General features: G+C 57.5%; 8 protein-coding genes. 6 read left to right on the top strand and 2 right to left on the bottom strand.

The features are described from left to right. A partial coding sequence (locus Q0O99_RS15535) for a YadA-like family protein (RefSeq protein ID WP_293752886.1) occupies nucleotides 1-285 on the top strand: 285 nt, incomplete at its 5' end. A gap of 163 nt (nucleotides 286-448) precedes the next feature. On the opposite strand, the gene Q0O99_RS15530 is transcribed toward Q0O99_RS15535, so the two are convergent. Further along, nucleotides 449-778, bottom strand: coding sequence for a hypothetical protein (locus Q0O99_RS15530; protein WP_293752885.1), 330 nt, complete (start codon nucleotides 776-778; stop codon nucleotides 449-451). A gap of 407 nt (nucleotides 779-1185) precedes the next feature. Then, entirely contained in the window at nucleotides 1186-1392 is a 207-nt protein-coding gene (locus Q0O99_RS15525) for a hypothetical protein (protein WP_293752884.1), read from the bottom strand. A 209-nt stretch (nucleotides 1393-1601) separates the two neighbouring features. On the opposite strand from Q0O99_RS15525, the gene Q0O99_RS15520 reads away from it, so the two are divergent. Genes Q0O99_RS15520 through Q0O99_RS15500 form a run of 5 tightly spaced genes read left to right on the top strand, consistent with a single transcriptional unit; the run spans nucleotide 1602 to nucleotide 6418 of the window. Next, the gene (locus Q0O99_RS15520; protein WP_293752883.1) at nucleotides 1602-2792 is read left to right on the top strand and encodes a CoA transferase; all 1191 of its coding nucleotides are present in this window, start codon (nucleotides 1602-1604) and stop codon (nucleotides 2790-2792) included. Continuing rightward, nucleotides 2793-3602 (top strand): enoyl-CoA hydratase, encoded by an 810-nt coding sequence (locus Q0O99_RS15515; RefSeq protein WP_293752882.1) that lies wholly within the window; start codon nucleotides 2793-2795, stop codon nucleotides 3600-3602. 8 nt (nucleotides 3603-3610) lie between these two features. After that, a complete protein-coding gene (locus tag Q0O99_RS15510) occupies nucleotides 3611-4594 on the top strand; it encodes a zinc-binding dehydrogenase (protein ID WP_293752881.1) in 984 nt (327 codons plus the stop codon). A gap of 47 nt (nucleotides 4595-4641) precedes the next feature. After that, nucleotides 4642-5613: a tripartite tricarboxylate transporter substrate binding protein gene (locus Q0O99_RS15505; protein WP_293752880.1), complete on the top strand. Its 972-nt coding sequence runs from the start codon at nucleotides 4642-4644 to the stop codon at nucleotides 5611-5613. Between the two features lie 16 nt (nucleotides 5614-5629). Then, entirely contained in the window at nucleotides 5630-6418 is a 789-nt protein-coding gene (locus tag Q0O99_RS15500) for a class II aldolase/adducin family protein (RefSeq protein ID WP_293752879.1), read from the top strand. The last annotated feature ends 23 nt before the right edge of the window (nucleotides 6419-6441 follow it).

Below are 6441 nucleotides of genomic sequence, written 5' to 3'. Positions count from 1 at the left end.
ACCGGTGTGGCCAATGGTCGTGCCGATTTTGATGCAGTGAACGTCAGACAGTTTGCAGGTGCCATTGCCGCTGTGACGGCTCAGGCCAACGTACCCGCTTTGAGCGCAGGCCAGGACAGGTCATTTGGCATTGGTCTGGGCAACTTTATGGGTAAGAGTGCTTTGGCCATGGGTGTCAATATCCGCGGACAGAACAGCGCGATTTACAAGCTTTCAATGTCATCAGGTTTGAACACGGGTGGTACCAAACCTGTGGTTGGCGCTGGAGCAGCATGGGGCTTTTGATCGCAATTTGATTGCACTTTGACAAAAATGCCACTCTCGAGTGGCATTTTTTTTGAGGGTGATCCGTCAATGACGGATCATGTGATGAGGCTATCAAGCCTTGACCTGCGAATACGCCTAGACTGCTTCATAAAAAGTGATCAAGGTTCGGTGTAGAGATGACTCAGTGATCCGTCCCGGATGTTTCTGAGGATTGCCAGTAACTCAGTTGCATAGGCCGCAAGAGCGAATACACCCAAAGGCCCAATGCCACCAGGCTGCCGACAATTGCAGTCAGCACCATGGCCAGCATCAAACCGACCAGGGGTGATAAAACCAAACCGGACAGTCCTGTGAGTGCGTGTCCATTCATCTTCACAGAGCCCCAGCCGAATGTGGATAAGAGCCCCATGAGCGTCATCAATGGCACCAAAGAACACACCGAGCCACAAGCGATCAGTTTGTAAACAGATCCTGTGGAGAGTTGACGTACTGTATGAGAGTGAAATGTCATGGAGTCAGTCAAGCGCTGTGAAGTGTTGTGAGATAGCCCCACAATTTAAGCATTGTTTGGCTTACGGAAAGGGGTGTGGTTAAGGTTTGACAAATTTTTTTTCTTTTGCAACAGATCGATAGTTTTGTAAACATGGAATCAGCCAAGCACCCGATATGCTCTCAATGCCATTTCTTGATCAGAAATGATGGACCTCAGGAGTTCCATCGGTGTGGTCACTCATATTTGAGCTTACCCCCAGGCCAACGTCGGCCGAGTCGCCTGGATACCTATCCGGTGGTGAGTTTGAATGACTCTTGTGATCATTGGCGCCTGTGGGATGCCGCACGGACCTGATATTGCAGATTCAGTTCGTACTACAGGTTGGGGTTTTCGGCTTCACTGGCCCGGTCCATGCCGTTCAGAAGTTACACAAAGCGGACTTTTTGGTTTTCGGCGAAGTGCTCGGTGGCTCGTTCGGCAGCAAAGCCCAAGACCAAGACCAAGGCTCGCAAGTCGTAGACCGCTGCATTGAAGCGCTCGCCGGGGTGCATGGCGACGACGATGGTGCCGACGATGGCGGTGCAGCAGGTGGGATAGGACGGGGCGATGCAAAAAGACCACTTAAAGACCACCCGACGGTGCTTGAAACACCTCGAAAATGACCTGAAACAGGTCGCCAATGTGTCAACAATTCATCGCAATTGTTGACACTTTTCGGGTGGACGTTCACACTTTGCGACTGTTTGACGGGCACCACAACACGCTCGGAAATTTCCGATCCACGATGCTCCCGTCAACGGGCGGTTGCGCGCATGGGCCCACCACTTCACGGACGATTGTCATGCCGCACCAACCCGCTTCTGCTGCACTTGCGAGATTTAAAGTGATCGACTTGACCCAGGTGCGAGCGGGCCCCACGGCCTGCCGCCAACTGGCCGATTGGGGTGCCGACGTGGTGCAGGTGCAAATGCCCGAGCACATGCGCGGCGACGACACGCTGGGTGGGCAAGAGGGCTCGGACTACCAGTACACCCACCGCAACAAGCGCTCGATCACGCTCAACCTGAAAGAGCCTGAGGGCATTGCGCTGCTCAAGCAACTGATCGCCAAGGCCGATGTGGTGGTGGAAAACTTTCGCCCGGATGTGAAGTTCCGCTTGGGCATCGATTACGAGTCTTTGAAGCAAGGCAACCCCGGCCTGGTCTACGCCAGCATTTCGGGTTTTGGCCAAACCGGTCCCTTGGCTGCACGGCCAGGTTTTGACCAAATTGCGCAGGGCATGGGCGGCTTGATGTCGGTCACCGGGTTGGCTGAGCAAGGCCCGATGCGGGTGGGCATTCCGATTGCCGATTTGTGTGCGGGTATTTTTGCGGCGCAAGGCATTTTGGTGGCCTTGCTCGAGCGAGAAAAGTCTGGCCAAGGCCAGTGGCTGCACACCTCACTCTTGGAGTCCATGGTGTACATGATGGATTTTCAGACCTCGCGCTGGCTGATCGACGAAGAAGTGGCCACGCAGGCGGGCAACTTCCACCCCACCAGCATCCCCACCGGGGTGTACAAGGCGCGCGATGGCTACATGAACATCGCGGTGTTTGGCTCCAAAATTTGGGAACGCTTTTGCGACATCTTGGAAGCACCGCAGTGGGTCACCGACCCGCGTTACCACGACAAGCCCAGCCGCTCGGTCAACCGTGATGCGCTGAATGCTGAGATCAATGAACGCCTGGCCAAGCAAGACCGTGCCTATTGGATAGAGCGCTTGAACGATGGCGGTGTGGCCTGTGGCTTGATCAACAGCATGGACGAGGTGTTCAAGGAACCGCAAGTGCAGCACTTGAAAATGGTGAAAGATGTGGTGTCGGTGCACCAAGGCCCGCAGCGCCTGGTGGGCCAGCCCGTGCAATTGGAGCGCACGCCCAGCACCATCGCCCGCGCCGCACCACGCCGTGGCGAGCACAGCGTAGAAATTCTGGGCGAGCTGGGGCTGGATGACCAGACCTTGACCGCATTGAAATCCAAAGGAGTGTTTTGAATGTCTGATGTGGTCTACACCTCACCCACCGAGCGGGTCAACACCTGGCTGGAGGGCAGCACGCTGTTCATCCAGTTCAACAATGTGGCGCGGCACAACGCCTTGTCGGTGGACATGTGGGAGGCTGTGCCTGTGCTCTTGAACCAAGCTGAACACGATGCCCGTGTGCGCTTGGTGGTGTTCACCGGTGCCGGTGAAAAAGCCTTTGTCTCGGGTGCCGATATTTCGCAGTTTGAAGACATGCGCGCCGCACGCGAAGCCGTGACGCGTTATGAGCACATGGCCGAGACCGCGCTCATGGGCATCTACAACTTCCCCAAGCCCACGCTGGCTTGCATTCGCGGCTTTTGCATTGGTGGCGGCATCAATGTGGCCATCAGCTGCGACATGCGCATTGCCGCCAGCGACGCCGTGTTTTCGGTCCCAGCCGCCCGCCTGGGCTTGGGTTACCGCTATTCGGCCATGAAAAACCTGGTGGACCTGATCGGCCCGGGTGCGGCCAAAGACCTGTTTTTCACGGCCCGCAAAATTAACGCGCAAGAGGCGCAAAGCCTGGGCTTGGTCACGCGGGTGTGCGCCCCCGAGGCGCTGCCCGAATTGCTGGCCGAGTACACCTCGGCATTGGCGGTCAACGCACCCCTGACCATTCAGGCGGCCAAGGCCATCACCCGCGAAATCCTCAAGCCCTCGCCCGAACTGGACATGGACCTGTGCACCCAACTGATTCGCGGCTGCTTTGACAGCGCCGACTACGCCGAAGGCCGCAAGGCCTTCATGGAGAAACGCAAACCTGTCTTCAAAGGCGAATGAGGTCCCTCATGAAATCGTATTGGATGAACATCAGCAACGGCCAGGGCCAGATGGAACTGCGCGAGGTGGACATGCCTGTGCCCGGCGTGGGTCAGGTGCTGGTCCGGTTGCACGCCGCCGCGCTGAACCGGGGCGAATTGATCATCGGCCACGGCCTGCATGGCAAGGGCGGCAGCAAGCCCGCGGGCATGGAAGGGGCAGGGCAAATCGTTCAGCTGGGCAGTGACACCGGAGCCTGGCAACTGGGCGATTGCGTCATGGGCCGCTGCCCGGGCGCTTTTGCCGAATACGCCTTGATGGATGTGCGCGAAATCATGCGCGTGCCGGACAACTTGTCGCTGGAGCAAGCCGCCTCCATCCCGCTGACTTTTTTGGTGACCTATGACCTGTTGGTCTTGCAAGGCCACTTGAAAGCCGATCAATGGCTGCTGATCAACGGCGTGTCTTCGGGTGTGGGCGTGGCCAGTTTGCAAATGGCCAAGGTGCTGGGGGCTAAAGTGATCGGCACCTCGGGTTCGCAGCTGAAACTTGACCAATTGAAACCGCTGGGTTTGGATGTGGACTTGTGCACCCGCGCGGCCGATTTCCATGCAGCTGTTTTGCAGGCCACCGACCAAAAAGGGGCCAATTTGGTGGTCAACACCGTGGGCGGGAGCGTCTTTGCCGAAAGCATGCGTTGTATGGCTTTCCAGGGGCGTTTGGGTTTTGTGGGCTATGTTGACAACACGCTCAACGCCACCATTGACCTCGAGGCCCTGCACGCCAAGCGCCTGTGCTTGTTTGGCGTCTCCAACAAAAACCGCACACCGGCCCAACGCGCCGATGGCATTGCCCAATTCACGGCGCAAATCTTGCCGGCTTTTGCCGATGGACGCATCCAACCCCTGTTGGACCAGGTGTTTGATTTTGACCAATTGGACCGCGCCAAAGCCCATATGGAAAGCAACCAACACACCGGCAAGATCGTGTTGCGCATCGCCAGCAGTGTTTGAATCGCTTTCAGATCCCCCAAGACTTTTTAACCGAAGGAGACAACACCATGAACAAAAGAAACCTGATTTCTGCCTGGGTCCTTTCTTGCCTGGCCATGGGTGTTCAAGCCCAAGGCGCAGCCTATCCCAACAAGCCGATTCGCTTGGTGGTGGGCTTCGCTCCTGGCGGTGCGGCCGACTATGTGGCCCGTGCCCTCAGCGATGCGATGGGCAAAGCCATTGGCCAGAGCATCATTGTTGAAAACCGCGCAGGCGCGGGCTCCAGCATTGCGGCTGAAAACGTGGCCAAGGCCGCGCCCGATGGCTACAGCGTTTTGTTGGCCAGCCCCAGCAGCATCTCGGTCAACCCGGCGCTCAACCCCAAGTTGAACTACACCCCCAAAGACCTGGTGCCCATCACCAAAGTCACGACATCGCCTTTGGTGATTGCGGTCAACCCCAACATCGGCGTCAACTCGGTGCAAGACCTGATTGCACGTGCCAGGCAGTCGCCTGGCAAGCTCAACTACGCCACCTCGGGCAATGGCTCTGCGCCGCATTTGGGGGCCGCGTTGTTCACCCAATTGACGGGTGTGGACATGGTGCACATTCCGTTTCGCGGGGGTGCGCCTGCCATCCAGTCGGTGATCGCGGGCGACACCCAAGTGACCTTTGGCACCCCGCCTTCGGTCTTGCCCATGATCCAAGCCGGGCGTTTGAAAGGCTTGGCCGTCAGCACGCGCAACAGCTCGGCCTTGGTTCCTGGTTTGCCAGGCATGCAAGAGGCCAAACTGCCCGAGTACGCCATCGAGTTTTGGTATGGCTTGTTTGTGCCGGTGGGGACACCGCCTGCTGTCATAAAGCAAATTTTTGATGCAGCCCAAACGGCCATGGCGCAGCCCTCTGTGAAGGCTGCTCTGGCGCGCGAAGGCACCGATGTGTCGGTCTCCTCCACGCCCGATCAGTTTGCCGCCTTTTTGAATGAAGACGCTAAGTTCTGGGTCAATTTGGTCAAGAGCGCTGGCGTCAAACTTGACTGAGCCTCAAGGAGCTGTCGTGGTTGAAAACGGATTTTTAAAAATTGAATCGATGCAAGCGCGCTGCACCCCTGCAGAGTGGCAAGCACGGGTGGATTTGGCGGCTTGCTACCGGTTGGTGGCCATCTACGGCATGTCCGACATGATGGCCAACCACATCTCGGCGCGGGTCCCCGGTGAAGACGGTGCTTTTCTCATCAACGCCTACGGCATGATGTACGAGGAGATCACCGCGTCTAGCCTCATCAAAATTGACCACGATGGCAACATCTTGTCCCAACCCGACTTTGGCGATTTGAACTATGGCATCAACAAAGCCGGTTACGTGATCCACAGCGCGGTGCACGAAGCGCGCCCCGAGGTGGACTGCGTGATCCACACCCACAGCTGGGCCTCCATGGCGGTGTCTTCGCTCGAATGCGGTCTCTTGCCCATCACCCAAACGGCGATGCGGTTCCTCAAGATTGGTTACCACGACTACCAAGGCGTGGTCCTGGACCTGAATGAGCAGGCCTCTTTGGTGAAAGACCTGGGGCAGGGCGAGGCGCTGATCTTGCGCAACCACGGCGCCTTGACCGTGGGTCGCAGTGTGGGAGAGGCCTTCAACTGGATGCACCGCCTCGAGTTGTCCTGCCATGCTCAACTCGCGGCCATGGCCTGCAACACGCCATTCGTCCAAGTCGCGCCCGATGTGCTGGAAGAGACCTGGAACAACTACCAACCCAGCACGCGCAGACCCTATGGCCTCATGGAGTGGCCCGCCTTGCTGCGCAAACTCGACCGCATGGACCCGAGTTACAAAACATGAGTCCTTTATGAACTGGAGTGTCA

It is taken from the genome of Limnohabitans sp. Rim8, from assembly GCF_945901735.1.
Taxonomy (GTDB): domain Bacteria; phylum Pseudomonadota; class Gammaproteobacteria; order Burkholderiales; family Burkholderiaceae_C; genus Limnohabitans_A.
This window is presented reverse-complemented; position numbering and strand designations above follow the sequence as displayed.

Coding starts and splice junctions, on each gene's coding strand:
- Q0O99_RS15530 (WP_293752885.1), bottom strand. CDS start 778: ATGACATTTCACTCTCATACAGTACGTCAACTCTCCACAGGATCTGTT.
- Q0O99_RS15515 (WP_293752882.1), top strand. CDS start 2,793: ATGTCTGATGTGGTCTACACCTCACCCACCGAGCGGGTCAACACCTGG.
- Q0O99_RS15505 (WP_293752880.1), top strand. CDS start 4,642: ATGAACAAAAGAAACCTGATTTCTGCCTGGGTCCTTTCTTGCCTGGCC.
- Q0O99_RS15510 (WP_293752881.1), top strand. CDS start 3,611: ATGAAATCGTATTGGATGAACATCAGCAACGGCCAGGGCCAGATGGAA.
- Q0O99_RS15520 (WP_293752883.1), top strand. CDS start 1,602: ATGCCGCACCAACCCGCTTCTGCTGCACTTGCGAGATTTAAAGTGATC.